Genomic DNA, 18751 nt, shown 5'->3' on the forward strand with positions numbered 1-18751 from the left:
AGCGTACAGTTGTAAGCTGAACAAGTCCGATCAGCCAAACTATCGCGAAATCATTGCTAAATTTGCGCCACAATATTCAGCCCGATAGAATCTCATCATCACTTGAATAATGAGCTTTTTGTCGTGACCAACCTCCCCATCCAACACGCGTCGTTAAGTTGGAACGCTCAGGGTACACCTGTATCGCAACAGTTTGATGACGTCTATTTTTCGAATCAGGATGGGTTGGCAGAAACCCGTTATGTGTTTTTAAAGGGCAATCAGTTTCCCGAGCGTTTCGCCACGCACCCGCGCGCAGCCTGCGTGATAGCAGAAACCGGCTTTGGTACGGGCCTGAATTTTCTGACGCTGTGGCAGGCGTTTGCCGACTTTCGTCAACAGCAGCCACAGGCGACATTGCGACACCTGCATTTCATCAGCTTCGAGAAATTTCCCCTGCGTCGGCATGATTTGGCTGCGGCACACGCCCAGTGGCCGGAGCTGGCCGCCTTCGCGGATGAACTGCGAGAGCAATGGCCGCTACCGCTGCCGGGCTGCCATCGTCTGATTCTGGCGCAAGGCACTATTACGCTCGATCTGTGGTTCGGTGACGTTAACGTCTTACTGCCTGAGCTGGATGATACTCAGAATCATCAGGTCGACGCCTGGTTTCTGGACGGCTTCGCGCCTGCCAAAAACCCAGATATGTGGACGGATAATCTGTTTCAGGCAATGGCTCGTCTGTGCCGAAAGGAAGGGACATTCGCCACCTTTACGGCCGCAGGCTTTGTGCGTCGCGGCCTGCAACAGGCGGGGTTTCAGGTCAGCAAAATTAAAGGATTCGGCCAGAAACGGGAAATGCTGAGCGGCATGCTTCCTGATGCGCTTCCCGTCACCTCACCAACGCCGTGGTATGCACGCCCTGCCGCCAGCACGACTGACGATATTGCGATTATCGGAGGCGGCATCGCCAGCGTGCTTACTGCCCTTGCGCTGCAACGGCGCGGTGCAAAGGTCACGCTCTACTGCGCAGAGGCACAGCCTGCCACGGGCGCATCCGGCAATCGTCAGGGGGCGCTGTATCCTCTGTTGAATAACCGGCACGATGCGGTATCCCGCTTTTTCTCGCTCGCCTTTGACTTTGCCCACCGCAGTTATACCGCGCTGGCGCAGCAGGGTCTGGAGTTTGAGCACCAATGGTGTGGCGTCAGCCAGCTTGCCTGGGATGAAAAAAGTGCGCGTAAAATCGAACAGATTCTGCAAGGCGAATGGCCGGAAGAGCTGGTCATAAGCGTGGATGCGCAGCAACTGGAAACGCAAAGCGGCCTGAATCCCGGAGTAAACGGCATCACCTACCCCGACGGCGGCTGGCTGTGCCCGGCAGAACTGACGGCTTCTGCGCTGAAGCTGGCACAGCAAAACGGTCTGTCGGTACAGATGAGTACCGCCGTTTCCGCACTGGAGAAAACGGACGGCGGCTGGGCGCTCACCCTGAGCACCGGCCAGCGGGTAAATCATGCCGTCGTGGTGCTGGCAAATGGTCATCACATTACCGACTGGCCACAGACATCCCATTTACCCGCTTACGCCGTGCGCGGGCAGGTTAGCCATATTCCGACCAACCCGGTGCTAGGCCAGCTCAAGCAGGTGTTGTGCTACGACGGCTATCTGACGCCGGTGAGTCCGCAGCATCAAACGCACTGCATCGGAGCAAGCTATTTACGGGGCGAAACGCACTGTGATTATCGGGAAGATGAGCAGCAAGACAACCGCCAACGGCTGCTGAATTGTTTGCCTGACGCAGACTGGGCGAAAACGATCGATGTCAGCGATGCACAGGCACGTCAGGGCGTCCGCTGTGCGCTGCGCGATCATCTGCCGCTATTAGGAGCAGTGCCGGACTATGAGCAAACGCTGGACGAGTATGAAGATCGGTTGCACCCTCAACACCGCGCCGACGCGGTGCCAAACGCCCCCTATTGGCAGGATCTGTTTATTATCGGTGCATTGGGCTCACGCGGGCTCTGCTCCGCCCCACTCGCAGCAGAAATTCTGGCCTCACAGATGTATGGTGAACCGCTACCGCTGGACCGCGAGACACTCGCCGCGCTCAACCCAAATCGTTTCTGGATAAGAAAACTGCTGAAAGGCAAACCTGTAGCTCAGGATTAACTGAGAATAGCGAAGGATTAATCGGGAAGAAAACGTGCTGGCTTGACTGAGCCAGCACTGACAGAGTGGCGATTAGCCCACAGGGAAATCAGTGGGTGCTATTCTGCGCCTGCTGGAACAGACGTTCCCACATCCCGTTAACCAGTACCTGATCCGGCGGTGACAGTTCACCGTTTTTGATGGCGTTATTAATGCTGTCGCTAACGCGCAAATGCAGTGCTTCAAGCGTGTGTTCCCCATGCTCTTCCGCTTCTGCCACCGACACCGTCAGATGACCACGCAAATAGCCGCCGGCAAACAGTTCATCGTCGCTGGCATGCTCTACCATGTCATCAATCAGCGCCAGAATGCGCGTTTCAAATTCTGCGATCATTTCTTATCCTCAAATTTTTGCGGTTCCCGTGCATCACAGATCGGCTGGATACGGGAAGCTCGCCGCCGTCAGCGGTGGCGTATTGTAAAACGATTGTAATGCACGAATAAAGCTGGCAGGACGCGCGGGAATCCCCTCTTCCAGATATTGCATCACCTGCGCATGCACGCGTCGTTGGAAATCAATGCGGTCCGGTTCGCAGTCGCCGTTCAGGTTGTCGCAGCTGACGTTAAACGGAAAGCCCGCGGCGACACAGAACAGCCAGTCGAAGGCCTGCGGTTTGATTTCCACCACCTCAAACTGACTTTGCGTCGAGGCATCGCGGCCATCCGGGCAGTACCAGTAGCCAAAATCGACCTGCAAGCGCCGCTGGGCACCGGCAATGCACCAGTGAGAAATCTCGTGTAGCGCGCTGGCATAAAAACCATGGGCAAACACAATCCGGTGATACGGAATGTCATCATCCGCTGGCAGATAAATCGGCTCATCATCGCCTTTTACCAGACGGGTATTGTATTCATCGCCAAAGCAATCATTAAAAATATCAATCAGCTGTTGATAGTGGTGCGTCGTAGTCATGTTATCTGTTGTTATCATAATGTGTTGTCATAAAAACTGTCCCAGCCAAACGGCAATCTCATGCCCGTGGCTGTCATAAATCAGCTTGCCGCTCATGATGGCGGAAACCAACACCAGCATAGGGCGAATCAGCTTTTGCCCTTTCGTCATCACCATTTTGGCTCCCAGCCGCGCACCGAGGATCTGCCCGATCAGCATGACGCCGCCGACCACCCAGACAACCTGACCGCCCAGAATGAAAAACAGTAGCCCGCCGAAGTTGGAGGTAAAGTTCAGGATTTTGGCATGCGCTGTCGCTTTTGCCAGATTGAAACCATACAGAGTGACAAAGGCCAGCGCGTAAAACGATCCGGCACCGGGGCCGAAGAAGCCGTCATAAAAACCGACACAACAGCCTGCCACAATCGCAAACGGAAGTGGCGACAGGCGACGCTGCCGATCTTCATCACCGATTTTGGGCGTTAATAAAAAGTAGAGGCCAATGCCAATGATCAGCACCGGCAGCAGTTGACGTAGAAAATCGGCGTGAATTTGCTGGATCAGCCAGGCACCAAAGGTCGAACCGACAAAGGTCAGCGCAATCGCCAGCTTCTGCTCGCCCAGATTCACCGCGCGGCGGCGGATGAAATACAAGCTGGCGGAAAAGGATCCGCCGACGGCCTGAAGTTTATTCGTTGCCAGCGCCTGCGCCGGGGATAATCCCGCCGCCAGCAAGGCGGGGATCGTTAATAAACCGCCCCCGCCCGCAATCGAATCAATAAACCCTGCCAACGCCCCGACAAAAAACAGCACAGCCAGCATATCTGGCCCAAGAACTAACCAGTCCATAATTATTTTTTATCTCGCGACATAGTTATTCGTTATCTCGCGGCAAAATGTCTGTCGAGCAGTGCCTGACAAGACGGAGGCAACGGCGGCGGCGTGGTTTTTTCCGGGGCTTCGGTACTCGGCTGTTTTGGCTGGAACCAGCTGGTTAACTCGGCACCGCATCCGTCACCGACAGGGGGTTCATCCTGATCCTGACACTCAAGACTGTCCGCCGGGCAGCGCAGGCGCACATGCATATGCGCGCGGTGTGCAAACCAAGGGCGAACTTTGCGCAGCCAGTCACGATCGTGGCCTGCTTCAGCACACAGCTGTTTTTTAATCGCCGGATTAACGAAGATGCGCGTTACGTCGCTATCCAACGCAGCGGTTTTGATCAGGGTGGTGATTTCCGGTCGCCAAACGCGTGGGTTAACGTTCAGTCCACTGGCGTTAACCAAATCGATAGGCTGCGGTTTCAGCAATTGCTGCTCGCTCCAGCGCTGTCTGGGCAGTTGCAGCCAGATGTCGACATCCAGCCCGGATTGGTGACTGGCGTGGCCGCTGCTGAATCGTCCCCCAACAGGCATGCCCATATCCCCCACCAGCACATTACCGGAGGTCGTACGCTTAACCTCGTTGCTCAGGCGGTGAATAAACGCCAGAAGATCGGGGTGACCGAAATAGCGGCGCTGATCGATGCGCATCACCTGATAATCCAGCGACTGCAGTGGCAGCGGCTGGGCACCGATGATACAGCCATTGGAAAAACTACCAATTGACTGCGGCGTACCCGCAACCGGATGCGCAATCTCCTGCCAGGGCGTTTTCGCCCACGCGGCGTTCGATAACAGCGGCGCGCTCAGTGCCAGCGCGAGAACCCCGATTAACCCTTGTTTCATTATTTTTTACCAGCGAGGAACCTGACTGTTCACATCCCCACACTGTGCGCGTTGGCGCAGCAGGTGATCCATTAACACAATCGCCATCATAGCTTCGGCAATCGGCACCGCACGGATGCCCACACACGGGTCGTGACGCCCGCGCGTCACCATTTCCGTCGCTTCGCCCTGACGGTTGATCGTTTTCCCCGGCACCATAATGCTGGAGGTCGGCTTCAACGCCAGATGTGCAACGATGTTCTGACCGCTGCTGATCCCGCCCAAAATGCCGCCAGCGTGATTGCTTTGGAAACCGTCCGGCGTGATTTCGTCTCGGTTTTCACTGCCGCGTTTGGTGACAACCGCAAAGCCATCGCCAATTTCGACGCCTTTTACAGCGTTGATGCTCATCAGTGCGTGAGCCAAATCGGCATCCAGACGATCAAAGACCGGCTCGCCTAATCCGACAGGTACTGATTCCGCCACGACGCTGACCTTCGCGCCAATCGAGTCGCCTTCTTTTTTCAGCGCCCGCATCAGTTCATCCAGGGCTTCCAGCTTGTCGATATCCGGGCAGAAGAACGGGTTTTGCTCAACCTGTTCCCAATCTTTCAGCTCGCAGGTGACATCGCCAATCTGCGACAGATAGCCACGTACCTTCACACCATGTTGCTGTTGCAGGTATTTCTTCGCAATCGCACCCGCGGCAACGCGCATTGCGGTTTCGCGCGCGGAAGAGCGGCCACCGCCACGGTAATCGCGCAGGCCATATTTTTGCTCATAGGTGTAATCGGCGTGGCCCGGGCGAAAGACGTCTTTAATCGCACCGTAATCCTGAGAACGCTGATCGGTGTTTTCAATCAACAGGCCAATGCTGGTTCCTGTTGTTACGCCTTCAAAAACGCCGGACAGAATCTTGACCTGATCGGGTTCACGGCGCTGCGTCGTATAGCGGGAGGTCCCCGGACGGCGGCGATCCAAATCGTGTTGCAGATCCGCTTCCGTTAGCGGGATCCCCGGCGGTACGCCGTCAACAATACATCCCAGGGCAATACCGTGGGATTCACCAAATGTAGTGACGCGGAAAAATTGCCCAATACTGTTGCCTGCCATCACAACTCCTTCGCATGTGTTCTGTTTCTGCCTTACCGTCTACACGGTAAGGCGAATAAATATCGTATGACCGTTTAATCACGGCTGCTGACAAAGGTCGTTGAGCGGTAGTAACGGATAGATCGTAAAGACGCTGCAAGTACATCCCTGTAAGCTCGGATTGCGCCATCCCTGGCGCAAACGCTTTACTCTTCTATTCCGTTACTCCCGCCCTCACTTCGCAAATAGGTTTATCAGCTATCCGAATCACGGTAAGCGCTGAAATGCGCTTTGCAATCGACCAGCTGTGATTGCGTTAGCATAAACACGCCGTCACCGCCGTTATCAAACTCCAGCCAGGTGAACGGGATGTCTGGGTATTGATCGATCAGGTGCACCATGCTGTTGCCCACTTCGCAAATCAGCACGCCGTCGTCGCTCAAATAGTCTGGCGCACAGGCCAGAATACGACGCACCAGATCCAGACCGTCGTTACCCGCCGCCAGCCCCAGTTCAGGCTCGAAACGGAATTCCTGTGGCAGATCGGACATATCTTCTTCATCCACATACGGTGGATTAGTCACGATCAAATCATAGCGAATCGCCGGTAAATCGCGGAACAGATCAGAGCGAATCGGCGTCACGCGGTATTCCAGACCGTGCTGCTGAATATTTTGCTCGGTTACCGCCAGCGCCTCGCTGGAGATATCGACCGCATCGACTTCCGCTTCCGGGAACGCCTGAGCGCAGGCAATAGCAATACAGCCGCTGCCCGTGCACAGATCCAGAATATGGTTTGGCGTTTTTGGCAGTTGCTCATCAAAATAGTTATTGATCAGCTCACCGATGGGAGAGCGCGGCACCAGCACGCGTTCGTCCACGTAGAATTCCAGGCCGCAGAACCAGGCCTTGTTGGTCAGATAGGCGACGGGGATACGCTCATTGACGCGGCGAATCACGCGTTCAACAATGCGCTGCCGTTCGCTGGTGATCAGGCGCGACGTATACATATCTTCAGGAATATCGAGCGGCAGATACAGGCTAGGCAATACCAGCTGTATGGCTTCATCCCAGGGATTATCCGTCCCGTGACCGTAATAGACGTTAGCTGCGTTAAACCGGCTGACAGCCCAGCGCAACATATCCTGAATGGTATGAAGTTCACTGACGGCCTCATCGACGAAAATTTTGTCCAAGGGTGTCCTCCGCAGACTGTTCTGAATGGGAAATTGGCGCTTAGTTTGCCATGAAGCCCGCGACAAATCAGCAGATATAACCGACTGAACGCGCCTCGATACAGACTTTTATTTAGCGACAGCGGGGAGACAAGGTAAACTGATCGAATGTTGACGCAAGATGAATGAAACATGAGTAATAAATATTCGCTGAATGACGACGAATTACAGCTTTTTCGCACGTCAATCACTGGCACAAAAAAGTTGCGTCAGGATACCTATACCCACAAACCGCTGCGCAAAAAACCGGGTGAATTACCCGCCAAACGGGCATTGCAGGAGCAGGTTGATGCCAGTTTCTATTTTTCGGATGAATTTCAGCCACAGCTGGATGCAGAAGGCCCAACACGCTATGTCCGCCCAGGTGCCAGCCACTATGAATTGAAGAAACTTCGACGGGGAGATTATTCACCGGAGCTGTTTCTGGATTTGCATGGCCTGACGCAGCTTCAGGCGAAGCAGGAACTGGGCGCGCTGCTAGCGGCCTGTCGGCGGGAGCACGTTTATTGCGCCTGCGTAATGCACGGACACGGCAAACATATCCTTAAGCAACAAACGCCGCTCTGGCTGGCACAGCACCCTGACGTGCTGGCTTTTCATCAGGCTCCGAAAGAATTTGGTGGGAATGCCGCGCTGCTGGTGTTGGTGGCGCTAGAGGCGCCTTCGCTTGAATAAGCTCGCTCTTCTTCAAAAACGATGAGGCATGTAAGTTCATTACATGCCTCATCGCGTATGAATTCAGGAGTTTGATGAGTCGTATCAGGATTTCGCGTTCAACTGGGCCGGGCTGACTTGCCAGTGCAGAGCGCCATGACCAGACTCCGCTTCCACCTGCACGCAGGCAATAGCGGATGTGGCAAACATCGGCGCGGTTTCATTCTGGCATAATTCGGCAACCAGATAGCCCACCAGTGGCAGATGCGACACAACCAGAACCGCACCCACGCCTTCTCTTGCCAGCGTTTGCAGATAATAGCTAACAAGCTGGGCATCCCCGCCGGGCGTCAGCTCATTCAGGCAATCCGCTTCTTCCGGCAGCGGCAACGCTTTTTTCACCACCTCGAGCGTTTGCTGGGCGCGCAAATAAGGGCTCACCAGAACGCGCTCAATATCGATATTTTGCTCATTCAACCAACACGCCATCTGACGGGATTCATCACGACCAGCGTCGCTCAATGGCCGAACAGCATCACTCGCTGCATCAAGTACTGCATCACCATGACGCATTATCAACACTTGCATATTACACCGCTATGTTAATGAAATATATGATATATCCTCATACTTAATGCTGTATGAGCATTGGCTTTGCTGCCGCTTTGGCATACCTGCAATGTAGCCATATATAAAGGTAGATACCCTAAATCCTTCAAGGATGACGGGTATAACCGCTTTGTTATTGTAGGTTACCTGAATTGCTGTAGGTTACCTGAGTTTCTCGCTATGTAAACTCACCTGAGGTCAGGTTTAGGTAGAAAAAGTTATCATGCCGGCTTCCCAGCCACAGACTACCCACTGAGATCTGCCGCGAAGGTGACCCAATACTGTTATAACATTAACCATTCTCAAAACGCGTTTTTAGCGTTCCGTCACCAACGAGTCAATAATCGTAATGTATTAGCAACGTCACCAGGCTCGTCCGCTCTTATTTTTCATTGTTAATCCTATGATAAATAAAAATTTTATAGATACACGACAGAATCTACCCACTCGAAACACATAACCATATCTTTATAATGGTCATTATAATCGCTTACAGTAAAATCAAAAAATAAGAGACAGAATTCAAAAATTAACAAAAAATCAGCATAAAACACTGATAAAATCAAAAATGTCGATTTCTTGCACTTTTTTAACGCATATCAATTTTTGCGACATTGTTAAACAAGCACTCTGGTTCTATCTTTATCTTAAATAGCACTTTTCTTTACTATTCATGTTTTATAAACAAGGTAATTACACAGAATATAACGTCATATAATAAAAATAGATTGCTCTTCTATTTATGGACGAATATGCAATTCAGGATAAATCCCGAAGAACGTCTCTGTTATTTATATGCCCGCCATTATTCACACCACGGAAGATAAAATTAGTTATACGTTTTCTTTATAGCGTCATCTTCACCATACGGAACGTACTGAAAGTAGTAGCGATATATTTCAGTAATGCGACATTTTAGTGTCAATGGTTCTGCCAATCAGGAAAGAGAATAAACCCTCTGTATTTTCCCGGTCGGTTAATCTATGCCATATAAATATCCGTACTGATTAAAACGACTCGTTATGATTACTTTTGTAATAGTCATTCTTGACGAGCTGTTTTCACGAAAACCTATGTACTTTCGTGAAGACATTTTCGATGAAAATAAGTAAGAGGTATATAAAGGAATCGTTATGAATTCTAAACGTCTAACATTACCTATTCTGGCCACACTATTCACCACATTCGGCCTATCCCCCACCGCCAACAGCGTGACGATTAATGGTCAAATCCCCGTTTCTCTGACCATTAATGCGGCCTGTACGGTCAACAACGGAGGAGGTGCAGGCACCACATGGGGAACAATCAACTTTGGCCCCCACAATGACCTAACACAGAGTATTGATGCCCAGGTTACCAGCATCGGGGGCAACGGGATTACCGTCAGTTGCTCTGTTGGCACACCGGCGGCGTTGTATATCGGTGCAGGTGCAAATGCCACCGCCTCGCTACGCCGGTTAGCGCCAGGCACGGGAACCTACAACGTCCCTTACCGTTTATACAGCGATTCAACCCGCACGACCGAAATCCCACTCAGCAGTGCAACTGGCATTGCCATTGTTGCAACGGGTAACCCACAGCTGGTTCCAGTGTATGCCCGTATCCTGCCGTCAGATCAGACCGTGCTATCGCCCACCGCTGGGGCTTATACCGACACCGTCACTGCTACGATCGAATGGTAATTTTTTACAGGCTGGCATGTTCGCATGCCAGCCTTTTTAGGGATATTGATCCACAAGACATTGATCCACAAGAAGAGGAGCCGTTATGTCACCACATCTCATACGCGATTCCGCATTGATTACCTACGCCCTGCCTTCCCCTCTGGCTTTGGGCGTTTTCCGCATCGCCATTCAGGCTCGATAGCCGCGGGTATTGCGATGCGTTTTCCATCGGCATTGATTTTGTCACTTCTGCTGTCTGGCTCCATCGTCCCCACGGTGGGGATGGCGCTCACCGTCAGTAGCACATTCGATGTCACGGCAACGATACAAAAAGGCTGTGTTTTTGGCACCAACACGGCAAGCAGCCAGCCCAACATGGGCACGCTGAATTTTGGGACGCGCAGCGCCACGGCAACCAACGTGGATATCGCCAGCACCAGCGGCGGAGGGTCGATTGTCGCGACCTGTACGCCAGGCATTAGCGCCGTTATTGAACTGAGCTATGGCACTAATGGTGGTAACAGCACACAGCGTTATCTGAAAAATGCAGCAGGAACGCGCCTGTTGGCTTACCAGCTTTACCGCGATGCGGCACGCACACAGGTATGGGGAACGGGAGGTCTGGCACTCAATATCGCCTCCTTTCCCGCCACATCCCAGACCTACACCGTTTACGCCCGCTATTTTGGCGGCACACCGCTGCCTCCCGCAGGGGTTTATACCGATAACGTAACCGTCAGCCTGACTTATTAAAAACAAAACAGGGTGAATACAGAATGAAAAGGAAAATAACGTTTTTTATTCGGGCAATGGTCTTTTTATTAAGTGGTTTTGGCTCATATTGCTTTGCTGCCAGTTCTATTCTCGTTTGGCCGATTTATCAGGTTATTGAGTCCGATGAGAACAGCTCTGCGTTATGGCTGGAAAATAAAGGCACCGCGCCCGTCGGTTTGCAAATCCGTATCATGTCCTGGAAGCAAATCGATTTTCAGGATCGTTATGCCGAACAAAGCAACGTGATTGCTACCCCCCCGTTCATGACGCTGGAGCCGGGTAAGCGCAATATGGTGCGTCTGATTCGCGTCAACCCAACACCCGCCAATACTGAGATGGCTTACCGCATCATCGTTGATGAAATTGCCGCGCCCTATCAACAAGATGCCCCGCAGATGGGGCTGCAATTCCAGATGCGCTATCTGCTACCGCTGTTCCTTGATGGTGCCGGCATCTGGACGCATATGCGCCCGGAAAAACGACGCGCCAACGCCGAGCCTACGCTGCCTGTGCTCAGTTGGCGAGTCAGCGCGGTTGGGGGGAAAAACTATCTTTATGTCCGCAATCGTGGCATGGTGCATGCCCGCCTGAGTAACATCTACTGGTCAGCCGACCAAAATGGAAAAGGGAGCCGCCGAACAACGATCACCGACGGCTTTTTAGGCTATGTACTACCGGGACAAGAGATGCGTTGGCCGCTGCCCGCGGGCGTATCCACACCGGGTGCAGGCATGCAGCTCTTCACTCACCTGATCGATATCCACGATCCTATCTTGATTAAACGCGAATGATGGCTCGGTTAGCCGCAGAAGCGTGTTTATTGACCGCGCGGCCATGGTGAGGTCAGGCATGAAGAGCAAAACAGGCGTGCTTCCCCTGCTCATCTGTGCTCCATTTGCGCTGTTTTATTCTGCGACGATTTTCGCGGAAGACTATACCGATCTTCCCGCCCCCCCCAGCGCCATGCCCTCACTCAGCGAATCCGTTTATTACTTAACGATCTCCGTCAACGGGCTGAGCGATAATCTGGTCGTGCCCGTCACGTATCGTGCGGGGAATTATTATGTGGATGCAGCAACACTGCGTTCGAATCACGTCCGTCTGCCGGACCAAAGCGTGGGGCTGGTGAATGTCAATGCCCTGCCAGAGGTCACCACCGATTACGATCAGGCCATACAGCAGCTAAAAATCACCGTGCCCACACTCTGGCTACCCGAGCAATCGGTTGAAGGCGGCGGGCAGGACATGACGCGTTTCCCCGCCCGCAGCAGTCCCGGCTTATTGTTCAACTATAACCTTTATTACACCTCGCCCCGAGCCAATTCAGACTCGCTCAGCAGTTGGATGGAACAGCGTTTTTTTAGCCCTTACGGAACCTTATCCAATACAGGGATCTACTATTTCACCTCGGGCAGCAATACCGCGCAGCAAGATGGCTATCAGCGTTTCGATACCTATTGGCGCTATAACGATAACGACCGCATAATCACCTATCAGGTTGGTGACCTGATTAGCAATTCTCTGACGTGGAGCAACTCGGTGCGTATGGGCGGCCTGCGTGTCGCCCGCAATTTCGGCCTTCGCCCGGATATCGTCACGTATCCGATGCTGCAATACACCGGTACGGCCGCCGTACCCAGCACGCTGGATCTGTTTATCAACGGGTATAAAGCGAACAGCACCAGCCTGAATGCTGGCCCCTTCACCCTTACGAATACGCCTTACCTGAACGGCGCGGGGGAAGCCACCGTCATTACCACAGACGCTCAGGGGCGGCAGATTTCTACCACGATCCCGTTTTATGTCTCCAACGCATTGTTAAGAGAGGGATTAAGCGATTTCGATCTGTCCGTTGGCGTATTACGTCAGGACTATGGCATAAAGAATAATGCTTACACTGACGATCCCGCTGTCAGCGGCATCTATCGCTATGGGTTGACCAATAAGCTGACCGTGTCAGCGCATGGCGAAGCCGTACAGGGTCTCTATCTGCTCGGTGCGGGAGCCGATTTTACCATCGGCCGCTGGGGTACGCTGAGTTCGTCCTACAGTCAGAGTGAAAAAGAAGCCACCGGACACCAGTACACTACAGGCTACTCTTATTACACTTCCGCGTTTGGCCTGAACGTTCAACATGCCAAACGCAGTAAGGAATACCGCGATTTAACCGCCGTACTCACGGAAGGCCGCCTCAGCCGAGAAAGCTATCAGGCAACGCTCAGCAGCCAGCTGTTCGGCGAAGGCAACGGTTCATTCGGCGTGGGTTATTTCGATATCCGCGCGTACGATTCAAGCCGGACTCGCCTGCTGAACTTGTCTTTCAGTCGCCAAATCTGGCAAGACAGCTCTATTTATCTCGCCTTTAACAAAGCGCTGGGAGAAAACGGCTACAGCGCCCAGATCCAGTTTGTAATGCCTTTTGGTACAAACGGCAGCATCAATGCCGGCGTTCAACGCGACAGCAATGGCGATTATTCACCGCGTGTCGGGGTGAGCCGTACCGCGCCGACAGACGGTGGATTAGGCTGGAACGCCGCGTATGGCGCAGGAAAAAATCCTTATCACCAGGGCTCGCTGAACTGGCGCGGCCCTTATGCCACGCTTGCGGGCGGAACCTACGGCAATGAAGGAAACACCACGCAATGGGGGGAACTGAGCGGCTCGCTGATCTACATGAACGGAGGGGGTTTCGCCAGTAACCGTATCAACGACGCCTTTATTGTGGTCGATACCGAAGGATACCCTGACGTCCCGGTAAAATATGAAAACCAGATAGTAGGGAAAACCAACAAACGCGGCCACTTGCTCGTGCCGTGGGTCGTATCCAATTACCCCGCGAAAGTGGAAATCGACACACTACAACTGCCAGCCAACGTCACCACACCACAGGTGGAATCGCGCGTGTCGGTCAAAGAAGGCAGCGGCACTGTCGTCACATTCCCCGTTCATGCCATGCGATCCGCCAACATTAAGCTGCGCAATACGGATGGCAACCCGCTCACCATCGGCACCTGGATAACAAACGAGGTTAGCGGCGACACCACGATCAGCGGCTACGATGGCCTGGTCTATTTCACCAATCTGGGAACCTCGAACCGCTTACGCTTTAAACAAGAAGACGGACAGCTTTGCCGGGTGGAATTTTCACTGCCGGAATCACAGACCATGATGGCGACCATCGGCCCGCTTACCTGCCAGACTGACTCAAAAGGATAAAACGATGCTGACCCCGATACTGAAAATCCAGCACCTCTTCTCCGCCAACCGGCGAGTTGCCCGTTCGCTGCGTCTGGCCTTCCTGCTTATGACGATGTATTACGCGCCTTATAGCTATGCCGACTGCACTATTGCTTCGCCAAGTAACACCACATTGGGCCCTTATGCTTCTTCCGTGGTCGGGGTTAACGGTACGCCACAGGTTGTGGCATCGGGAAGTGGGTTTCGCTGTACGGGAAGCATATTAAGCCTAAACAGTACCAATACCATTACCGCTACAATACAAAGTGACAGTAACCCCAGCGGTACCACGATGAGAATGCGCAGAGGGACAAGCACAGACTACGTTCCTTACAACCTGTGTATGGATTCAGGCTGCGGTACGCTCTATAACATCAACTCGACCTATACCTGGTCGCAAACCACCTTTCTGGGAGTATTAGGTTTATTCAACTCCGCTGACGGCTCGATGCCGATCTATATCCGTACCAGTATCGGCAACAACGTGGCAGCAGGCACCTATACCGATGTAGTAACCATTAAATGGGATTATCGGCTTTGCTCACTAGGGGTGACGGTATTGGGGGTGACAGTCTGTGTATACGAGGAGGGGACAAGGATTTCAACCCTCAATATCACCATGAACATCACTAATGATTGCCAGATCACCAGTGCGCCGAATATCAATTTTGGTGTTGCGGCCTTCCCCGCCGATTTCGCGGCGGTCAATAATAGCCTCGGCGTTCGCTGTACGCTGCTGGGGGCGTATACCGTCAAGCTGGTCAGCACCCATCCCGACGACGCCAACTGGCGCAGAATGACCGCCACCGTCGGCGGCACGCCTTACTATTTGCAATATCAGCTCTATCGCACCGGGAACGTCGCCTGGACTGAAACGAACGATTACAGCGGGACGGGTACGGGGATTACGCAGAGTATCCCGTACACCGCCCGCATTAACGCCAGTCAGGCTAGCAAGCCAGAGGGCGCGTATAAAGACACCGTCACGATTAACGTCACAATCAACTAGCGCTCTGGTCTTCATCGGTTGGCGGATAAAACGTCCGTCGACCTTCCCGCATCGCGAGCAGACGTTCACAGGGTGCGAACCGATCGCCATACTGTTGCTGCAGCACCAGCAGCGTTTTCACGACCGTTTCCACTCCCAGACGGTCCATATAGTGGAACGGCCCGCCGAGGAAAGGTGGGAAGCCAATGCCAAATACCGCGCCGATATCGCCATCGCGAGCGCACTGGATCACGCCTTCATCCAGACAACGCGCTGCCTCATTCAGCATCATCATCACGGCACGCTGGCTGATGAGCGCAGGGTCAATATGAGCCTTCGCCGTCACATCCAGCAGCGGATAAACCGAGCTATCCACCTCTCTGCCCGCCTGCCAGAAACGGCGCGTTTTATTGTATCGATAGAACCCTTTCCCATTCTTGCGCCCTTTGCGTCCATCTTTCAGGATCGCATCAAACGCGGGTGGAGAGGTGAAGCGCTTGCCCAGTTCTTCACTCAGCACCGGTACAATTTTGGTCGCGACATCAATACCGACTTCATCAAGCAGCGCCAGCGGACCAACAGGGAAGCCAAAGCGCACCAACGCATAATCGATCGATTCGATCGGCTCCCCTTCCAGCAGGCAATAAGCCGCTTCGTTAATATAAGGCGCTAATATGCGGTTCACATAAAAACCAGCGCTGTCGCCTACGACGATCGCGGTTTTCCCCTGCTTTCTCGCCAGCGCCACCGTCGTCGCCACCGCCTCTTCGCTGGTGTGCGCGTGAGGAATCACCTCAACCAGCGGCATTTTGTCCACCGGGCTAAAGTAGTGCAGACCCACAACCTGTTGCGGACGGCGCGCGCCCTCTGCAATCTGATGGATCGGCAGCGAGGAAGTATTCGATGCGAAAATCGTGTGCGGCGCAGCGTGTTCTTCAATCTCCGCCACCATCTGCCGCTTCAGCGCCAGATCTTCAAAAACGGCCTCAATGACGATATCCGCATGTTCAAAACCGCGATAGTCCGTACTACCGGAAATCAACGTCATCAACCGCTGGCGCTCCGTCGGCTTCATCCGCTTACTCTGAACACGTTTGGTCAGCAACTGCCAGTTGTACTTCAGCGCATGGTTAATGCCCTGTTCATTGATATCTTTAATACGCACCGGTAACTGCCCGCGCGTCGCTGTCACGCTGGCGATCCCACCACCCATCAGCCCGCCACCGAGAATACCGACGCGGTGGATCGGCTTCGCTTCAGAGTCCGCACCGGCGGTTTTCTTTAATGCATTGGAGGCAAAGAACAGATGGCGTAGCGCGGCCGATTCCGGCGTCATCACCAGTTTGCCAAACGCTCGCGCCTCGTGCCGATACCCTTCCTCACGACCTTTTTCTATGCCCCGACGCACCACCTGAATGATTTTTTCCGTGGCCGGATAGTTGCCGTGTGTTTTCGCTCGCGTTTTGCGTTTCACTATTTTGAACAATACATCGCGAATACCTGGGCTACTCAGCAAACGCGAACGCCAGCCCAGCGGCACGGCTTTACGTTTTCCTTTTTTGAGAATCTCGACCGCCGTCTCCAGCAGGATATCGTGCGGGACGGCCTCATCAACCAGCCCTTGTCGTAACGCCTGACTCGCCCGGAGGTGGCGGCCGGTCAGAATGAGATCCAGCGCGCTATCCAGACCAATCAATCGTGGCAACCGCTGCGTTCCGCCTGAGCCGGGAAGCAGGCCAAGCTGCACTTCCGGTAGCCCCAGCACCGTTTTTTCATCCAGCGAGCAGACGCGATAGTCGCAGGCCAAGGCCAACTCCAGCCCACCGCCCAGACAGGCACCGTGGATCGCGGCCACCACGGGGAACGGCAGCGCGGCTACCTGATCGAACGTTTCCTGCCCTTGTTTCGCCAGATTTTCTGCCTGTTCGGCACTGCTGCACTGGTTCAACATGGTGATATCCGCACCGGCGATAAACGAATCAGGCTTGGCGGAAATAAAAATCAGCCCCCTGAGCGTCGCATGCTGCCGCGCCTGCTCGAAGACCGAAAGAATCTGTTCTGCAAATTCGCTCTTTAGCGTGTTCACCTTCTCGCCGGGAACATCAATGCAAATAACACCGATATTGTCCGGCCGAATCGTTAGGGAAAAGGCGGAGGGGCTTTCCGTCACAGATGATGTTGTTTCGATCGCAGACGATGTTGTCACGGAGAAAGGCTGTTGATCGTTCATGGCGTCACCTCCAGTACCATTGCCGCACCCAGCCCGCCAGCCGCGCAGGCGGTGGTTAACCCCAGCCCGCCGCCACGACGGCGCAGTTCATTCAGCGTTTGGGTAATCATCCTCGCGCCAGTGGCGGCAAAGGGATGTCCATAGGCAATGGATCCCCCCAGCACATTGAACTTGGCGCGATCGACCTCACCCAGTGCGGCGTTTCTACCCAGTTGATTCCGGGCAAACTCATCGCTGGCAAACAGTTTGAGATTTGCCAACGTCTGCGCGGCAAAGGCTTCGTGCATATCAATGAGCGTCAGATCGGCCAGCGTCACGCCAGCCCTTGCCAAGGCCAGCGGGGAGGCATAAGCCGGCCCCAGCAACATATCACGCTGCACACCGATAGCGCTGAATGCATAGCTGCGCAGGTAGCCTAGCGGCGTGATCCCCAGACTTTTCGCCTTGGATTCACTCATCATCAACACCGCCGCCGCGCCATCCGTGAGCGGCGTACTGTTCGCCGCCGTGACCGTACCGTGCCGGCGATCGAACGCCGGGCGTAAGCGGGAATACTGCTCCAGCGCGGAATCATGGCGCACGTTGTTATCTTCACTCAGCGCCTTGTCATAAGGTGGGACGTAAGCCGTCATCACTTCATCACGCAGCACGCCGGATTCCCAGGCCTGAGCCGCCAGCTTGTGCGAACGGTGTGCCAGTTCATCCTGCTCTTCACGCGTAATACCGTAGGTTTTTGCCATTTGTTCGGCGGTATCACCCATGCGCAGCCCGGTGGAATACTCCGCCACGGCGGGCGCAACCGGCAGCAGATCTTTTGGGCGCAGGCCGCTTAACAGTTTCAACTTCTGGCTCAGCGTCCGGGCCTTGTTCATATCCACCAGCGTTCTGGCCAACGCTTTGCTGACGCCAATAGGCAGCACGGAAGAGGAATCCGCCCCACCGGCAATGCCTACTTCCACCATACCCGCCATAATGCTTTCCGCCACGTTGGCGACCGCCTGAAAGCTGGTGGCGCAGGCGCGCGACACGCTGTAGGCATCGGTATGCACGCTCATGCCCGTGCCGAGCACGATCTCTCTGGCGATATTCGGCGCTTCGGGCATCTGAACCACCTGCCCAAAGACCAATAGCTCGATCAACTCAGGATCGATCCCAGTGCGGACCAGTAATTCGCTGGTGACGAGCTTCCCTAATTCGATGGCAGGTACGCCATGATAGGCCGTTGCCTGCCGGGCAAATGGGGTGCGTAATCCGCTCACGAACGCAATGCGATCGCCACGGCGGGTTATCAGAGGTAATACCTCGCTCATAAACGCTCCTGTTAACCAAAAATAAAGTACGCACACAACAGGTCAGACCTGATTTCATTGTTAACCAGATAGTTACATTACGCAAAGCTGCGCAACACAAAAGTGTGAAGAACATGCCGTTGTCAGCCCCGATACCATTAACATTATTTACGCAAAGGTATTTGCCAACA

16 protein-coding genes are annotated in these 18751 nt (G+C 53.8%); 7 read left to right on the forward strand and 9 right to left on the reverse strand.

The window, feature by feature from the left end; translation table 11 throughout:
* Positions 1 to 123 precede the first annotated feature (123 nt).
* Positions 124 to 2151 (forward strand): bifunctional tRNA (5-methylaminomethyl-2-thiouridine)(34)-methyltransferase MnmD/FAD-dependent 5-carboxymethylaminomethyl-2-thiouridine(34) oxidoreductase MnmC, encoded by a 2028-nt coding sequence (gene mnmC / locus ACIPUG_RS05435; protein WP_400337703.1) that lies wholly within the window; start codon positions 124 to 126, stop codon positions 2149 to 2151.
* Between the two features lie 88 nt (positions 2152 to 2239).
* Here mnmC and ACIPUG_RS05440 read toward each other — a convergent pair whose 3' ends face one another.
* The 6 genes from ACIPUG_RS05440 to prmB form a co-directional block, all read right to left on the reverse strand.
* Positions 2240 to 2524 (reverse strand): YfcL family protein, encoded by a 285-nt coding sequence (locus tag ACIPUG_RS05440; protein WP_014916053.1) that lies wholly within the window; start codon positions 2522 to 2524, stop codon positions 2240 to 2242.
* 33 nt (positions 2525 to 2557) lie between these two features.
* Positions 2558 to 3103 carry an elongation factor P hydroxylase gene (locus ACIPUG_RS05445; RefSeq protein WP_010285076.1) on the reverse strand — a complete coding sequence of 182 codons (546 nt, stop codon included), beginning with the start codon at positions 3101 to 3103 and terminating at the stop codon, positions 2558 to 2560.
* Between the two features lie 27 nt (positions 3104 to 3130).
* Positions 3131 to 3931, reverse strand: coding sequence for a sulfite exporter TauE/SafE family protein (locus tag ACIPUG_RS05450; protein ID WP_039465019.1), 801 nt, complete (start codon positions 3929 to 3931; stop codon positions 3131 to 3133).
* Between the two features lie 32 nt (positions 3932 to 3963).
* On the reverse strand, positions 3964 to 4809 hold the full coding sequence (mepA, locus tag ACIPUG_RS05455) for a penicillin-insensitive murein endopeptidase (RefSeq protein WP_039503761.1): 846 nt from the start codon (positions 4807 to 4809) through the stop codon (positions 3964 to 3966).
* Between the two features lie 6 nt (positions 4810 to 4815).
* Complete coding sequence (aroC, locus tag ACIPUG_RS05460) at positions 4816 to 5901, reverse strand: chorismate synthase (protein ID WP_039280246.1); 1086 nt, start codon at positions 5899 to 5901, stop codon at positions 4816 to 4818.
* A gap of 233 nt (positions 5902 to 6134) precedes the next feature.
* Positions 6135 to 7076 (reverse strand): 50S ribosomal protein L3 N(5)-glutamine methyltransferase, encoded by a 942-nt coding sequence (gene prmB, locus ACIPUG_RS05465; protein WP_039280247.1) that lies wholly within the window; start codon positions 7074 to 7076, stop codon positions 6135 to 6137.
* Positions 7077 to 7247: 171 nt separating this feature from the next.
* Here prmB and smrB point away from each other — a divergent pair, with 171 nt between their 5' ends.
* Positions 7248 to 7790, forward strand: a complete 543-nt coding sequence (gene smrB / locus ACIPUG_RS05470) for an endonuclease SmrB (RefSeq protein WP_010298564.1) — start codon at positions 7248 to 7250, stop codon at positions 7788 to 7790.
* An 84-nt stretch (positions 7791 to 7874) separates the two neighbouring features.
* On the opposite strand, the gene sixA is transcribed toward smrB, so the two are convergent.
* The gene (gene sixA / locus ACIPUG_RS05475; protein ID WP_039284821.1) at positions 7875 to 8357 is read right to left on the reverse strand and encodes a phosphohistidine phosphatase SixA; all 483 of its coding nucleotides are present in this window, start codon (positions 8355 to 8357) and stop codon (positions 7875 to 7877) included.
* A gap of 1154 nt (positions 8358 to 9511) precedes the next feature.
* On the opposite strand from sixA, the gene ACIPUG_RS05480 reads away from it, so the two are divergent.
* The 5 genes from ACIPUG_RS05480 (at position 9512) to ACIPUG_RS05500 (ending at position 15062) form a co-directional block, all read left to right on the forward strand.
* The gene (locus ACIPUG_RS05480) at positions 9512 to 10060 is read left to right on the forward strand and encodes a spore coat U domain-containing protein (RefSeq protein WP_039503768.1); all 549 of its coding nucleotides are present in this window, start codon (positions 9512 to 9514) and stop codon (positions 10058 to 10060) included.
* A gap of 198 nt (positions 10061 to 10258) precedes the next feature.
* Complete coding sequence (locus ACIPUG_RS05485; RefSeq protein WP_039548987.1) at positions 10259 to 10795, forward strand: spore coat U domain-containing protein; 537 nt, start codon at positions 10259 to 10261, stop codon at positions 10793 to 10795.
* 23 nt (positions 10796 to 10818) lie between these two features.
* The gene (locus tag ACIPUG_RS05490) at positions 10819 to 11607 is read left to right on the forward strand and encodes a molecular chaperone (protein WP_240345632.1); all 789 of its coding nucleotides are present in this window, start codon (positions 10819 to 10821) and stop codon (positions 11605 to 11607) included.
* Positions 11608 to 11665: 58 nt separating this feature from the next.
* Positions 11666 to 14032 (forward strand): fimbria/pilus outer membrane usher protein, encoded by a 2367-nt coding sequence (locus tag ACIPUG_RS05495; RefSeq protein ID WP_400337708.1) that lies wholly within the window; start codon positions 11666 to 11668, stop codon positions 14030 to 14032.
* Between the two features lie 4 nt (positions 14033 to 14036).
* A complete protein-coding gene (locus ACIPUG_RS05500; RefSeq protein WP_400337711.1) occupies positions 14037 to 15062 on the forward strand; it encodes a spore coat U domain-containing protein in 1026 nt (341 codons plus the stop codon).
* On the opposite strand, the gene fadJ is transcribed toward ACIPUG_RS05500, so the two are convergent.
* Complete coding sequence (gene fadJ, locus ACIPUG_RS05505) at positions 15055 to 17271, reverse strand: fatty acid oxidation complex subunit alpha FadJ (RefSeq protein WP_400337714.1); 2217 nt, start codon at positions 17269 to 17271, stop codon at positions 15055 to 15057. The two genes, ACIPUG_RS05500 and fadJ, sit on opposite strands and share 8 nt — an antisense overlap.
* Complete coding sequence (fadI, locus tag ACIPUG_RS05510) at positions 17268 to 18581, reverse strand: acetyl-CoA C-acyltransferase FadI (RefSeq protein WP_039465036.1); 1314 nt, start codon at positions 18579 to 18581, stop codon at positions 17268 to 17270. Before fadI ends, fadJ begins: the two co-directional genes overlap by 4 nt.
* Positions 18582 to 18751 lie beyond the last annotated feature (170 nt).

This window comes from Pectobacterium sp. CHL-2024 (assembly GCF_044751765.1).
GTDB classification, from domain to species: domain Bacteria; phylum Pseudomonadota; class Gammaproteobacteria; order Enterobacterales; family Enterobacteriaceae; genus Pectobacterium; species Pectobacterium brasiliense.

What these genes read in the sequence shown, in the direction of transcription:
- ACIPUG_RS05440 (WP_014916053.1), bottom strand. Translation starts at nt 2,524, where the DNA reads ATGATCGCAGAATTTGAAACGCGCATTCTGGCGCTGATTGATGACATG.
- ACIPUG_RS05445 (WP_010285076.1), bottom strand. Translation starts at nt 3,103, where the DNA reads ATGACTACGACGCACCACTATCAACAGCTGATTGATATTTTTAATGAT.
- ACIPUG_RS05450 (WP_039465019.1), bottom strand. Translation starts at nt 3,931, where the DNA reads ATGGACTGGTTAGTTCTTGGGCCAGATATGCTGGCTGTGCTGTTTTTT.
- mepA (WP_039503761.1), bottom strand. Translation starts at nt 4,809, where the DNA reads ATGAAACAAGGGTTAATCGGGGTTCTCGCGCTGGCACTGAGCGCGCCG.
- aroC (WP_039280246.1), bottom strand. Translation starts at nt 5,901, where the DNA reads ATGGCAGGCAACAGTATTGGGCAATTTTTCCGCGTCACTACATTTGGT.
- smrB (WP_010298564.1), top strand. Translation starts at nt 7,248, where the DNA reads ATGAGTAATAAATATTCGCTGAATGACGACGAATTACAGCTTTTTCGC.
- sixA (WP_039284821.1), bottom strand. Translation starts at nt 8,357, where the DNA reads ATGCAAGTGTTGATAATGCGTCATGGTGATGCAGTACTTGATGCAGCG.
- ACIPUG_RS05480 (WP_039503768.1), top strand. Translation starts at nt 9,512, where the DNA reads ATGAATTCTAAACGTCTAACATTACCTATTCTGGCCACACTATTCACC.
- ACIPUG_RS05485 (WP_039548987.1), top strand. Translation starts at nt 10,259, where the DNA reads ATGCGTTTTCCATCGGCATTGATTTTGTCACTTCTGCTGTCTGGCTCC.
- ACIPUG_RS05490 (WP_240345632.1), top strand. Translation starts at nt 10,819, where the DNA reads ATGAAAAGGAAAATAACGTTTTTTATTCGGGCAATGGTCTTTTTATTA.
- ACIPUG_RS05495 (WP_400337708.1), top strand. Translation starts at nt 11,666, where the DNA reads ATGAAGAGCAAAACAGGCGTGCTTCCCCTGCTCATCTGTGCTCCATTT.
- ACIPUG_RS05500 (WP_400337711.1), top strand. Translation starts at nt 14,037, where the DNA reads ATGCTGACCCCGATACTGAAAATCCAGCACCTCTTCTCCGCCAACCGG.
- fadJ (WP_400337714.1), bottom strand. Translation starts at nt 17,271, where the DNA reads ATGAACGATCAACAGCCTTTCTCCGTGACAACATCGTCTGCGATCGAA.
- fadI (WP_039465036.1), bottom strand. Translation starts at nt 18,581, where the DNA reads ATGAGCGAGGTATTACCTCTGATAACCCGCCGTGGCGATCGCATTGCG.